Raw genomic sequence first — 2,594 nt, forward strand, 5'->3', positions numbered from 1 at the left:
AATACCAGCACAACGCCTTGCGCATCGAGGCCAAGGGCGAAACCGCCGGCCACGCCGATATCGATTATCGCGCCGTGCGGATTGACGCGCGCGAGACCGAAAAGGTCGTCATCAACCTGCTGCGGTTCTACGACGCCCCTACGGCAATCGTGTTCTGCAACACCCGCGATTCCTCACGCCATCTGCAAGCCATGCTGCAGGAGCGTGGCTTCACCGCCGCGCTGCTGTCGGGCGAGCTTGGCCAGCATGAGCGCAATCTCTCGATTCAAGCCCTGCGCGATGGGCGGGCGCGGGTTTGCGTGGCGACCGATGTCGCCGCGCGCGGGCTCGACCTGCCGACGGTCGGCCTCGTGATCCACGCCGACCTGCCCCATGACGCCGAGGCCTTGCAGCATCGCTCCGGCCGCACCGGCCGCGCCGGACGCAAGGGCGTCAGCGTTCTGCTGGTTCCGCCCAAAGCCCGACGACGCGCGGAAATCCTGTTCTCGCAGGCCAATGTCGCGCCGGACTGGCAGGCGCCGCCGAGCGCCGAGGAGATCGCCCGGCTCGACCGCGAGCGCATGGCGCGCGATCCGGCGCTCCACGAAGAGCCCAGCGAGGAAGAAGCAGCAACCGCCGCCGCTTTGCTCGCCGAGCACGGCGCGGAGAAATGCGCCGCCGCCTTGGCGCGGCTGCTGCGCGCCAAATTGCCTGAGGCCGAGGATGTGACCGATCCCGGCGTGGGACCGGAGCCTTTCGGCCGGAAGGACGCCGGCGCCAAGGGACCGGCCGGGAAAAAGACGCCGCTGGCCGACGGGGTCTGGTTCCGGCTCGACATCGGCCGCAAGAACAACGCCGATCCGAAATGGATGCTGCCCATGCTGTGCCGCAATGGCGGCGTCACGCGCGCCCAGATCGGCGCCATCCGCATCTTCCCGACCGACAGCAAGGTCGAGATCGCAGGCGAGGCGGCGGAGGCCTTCTTCCACAATATGCGGCGGCCGGGCGGCGAGAATATTCGCGTCGAGCGTTTGGCCGGCGGCGGCGAGAAAAAGCCGCCCCGCGATCCATATCCCGCCAAGGCCAAGAAACACAAAGGCGCCAAACAACATCAATAAGGCGGCGTAACGCTCTGTGTCGATAGCCGCTTCCGACATCGACGACAGAAACTGGACAGCGCCCCGCCGCCGCGTGAAGATCAAGCTGCGCGCGCGACCGGCGCGCAAGGATGGCGAGACAGCGGAATGACAGCAGAAGCCCTTCGCGCCCTCCTGCCGGTCATCCTGCTGATCGCCCTCGGCCAGGGCCTGCGCCGCTTCGGAATCATGAACGACGCCTTCTGGCCGCAGGCCGAGCGCATCAGCTATTTCGTGCTGCTGCCCAGCCTGTTCTTTCACGGCATGGCCACCGCCCAACTCGGCGAGCTGCCCGCGAGCCGGCTCGCGCTCACGCTGGTCGCCGCCACGCTGACCATCGCCGCGGCGGTCCTCGCCTGCCGGCCTCTGATGCGGATCGACGGCGCCGGCTTCACCTCGATCTTTCAGGGCTCGATCCGCTTCAACAATTATATTGGCCTGACCATGGTGTCCGGCTGGCTCGGCGCGACCGGCGTCGCCTATGCCGCGATCTGCAACGCGGCCATGGTCCCGGTGGTCAATGTGCTGGCCGTGCTGGTCTTTGCGCGCCATGGCGATGTGCGGATGTCGCCGCTTCACGTGCTGCGCGAGAGCGTGACCAATCCGCTGACTTTGTCCTGCCTCGGCGGCCTCGCCTTTCACTGGAGCGGGCTGACGCTGCCGGTCGGCGTCGCGCCGGCAATGAAGACGCTGGGCGGCGCCTCGCTGCCGCTCGGTCTGCTCTGCGTCGGCGCGGCCCTGCGCTTTTCCGGCCTGCGCGCGTCGACGGCGCCGATCGCGATCTCGTCCTTGTTCAAACTGGCCTTGCTGCCGGGCGTCACGCTGGCGATCGCCCGGGCGCTTGGCCTCGCCGCCGGGCCGACGCTGGTCGCCGTGCTCTATCAGGCGCTGCCGACCGCCTCGTCGGCCTATATTCTGGCGCGCCAATTGGGCGGCGACGCGCCGCTGATGGCGCGGATCACCGCCGCGCAAACGTTGATCGCCATGGCGACCCTGCCGCTCGTCCTCAGCCTGCTCCCGCCAGCGTAAGCGCTCATTCCTCCGGCAGGTCCGAGGCGAAGGCCTCGTTGAGCGGCTCGTCGCCAAGCGGCTCCTCATCCTCGAGCAAGGCGGCGTCATCGCGCGGCTGCGGCACGCCGAAGCCTTTGGGCAGGCGGCCGTCGAACAGGCCCGCGCCCTTCAATTCGTCGAGGCCCGGCAGGTCGGAAATCTGCTCCAGCCCGAAATGCAGCAGAAAACTCTCGGTCGTGCCATAGGTCACCGGCCGGCCCGGCGCGCGGCGACGGCCGCGCAGCCGCACCCAGCCGGTCTCCAGCAGCACATCCATCGTGCCCTTGGACAGCGCCACGCCTCGAATATCCTCGATTTCCGCGCGGGTCGCCGGCTGGTGATAGGCGATGATCGCCAAGGTCTCCATGGCGGCGCGCGACAGCTTTCTCGGCTCCTGCTGCTCGCGCTGCAAGGCCCAGGCGAGATCGG

The 2,594-nt window shown here is 68.4% G+C and carries 3 protein-coding genes; 2 read left to right on the forward strand and 1 reads right to left on the reverse strand.

Features of this window, described 5'->3' with window-relative positions; translation table 11 throughout:
* Positions 1–1,097: helicase-related protein (locus ACE3S9_RS18260; RefSeq protein ID WP_374547901.1), on the forward strand; the 1,097-nt coding region annotated here is incomplete at its 5' end.
* Positions 1,098–1,223: 126 nt separating this feature from the next.
* Positions 1,224–2,144: an AEC family transporter gene (locus ACE3S9_RS18265; RefSeq protein WP_374547902.1), complete on the forward strand. Its 921-nt coding sequence runs from the start codon at positions 1,224–1,226 to the stop codon at positions 2,142–2,144.
* A 4-nt stretch (positions 2,145–2,148) separates the two neighbouring features.
* Here ACE3S9_RS18265 and ACE3S9_RS18270 read toward each other — a convergent pair.
* On the reverse strand, positions 2,149–2,594 hold a 446-nt coding region (locus tag ACE3S9_RS18270; RefSeq protein WP_374547903.1), incomplete at its 5' end, for an SMC-Scp complex subunit ScpB.

The sequence above is a fragment of the Rhodoblastus sp. genome, from assembly GCF_041915505.1.
GTDB lineage: Bacteria > Pseudomonadota > Alphaproteobacteria > Rhizobiales > Beijerinckiaceae > Rhodoblastus.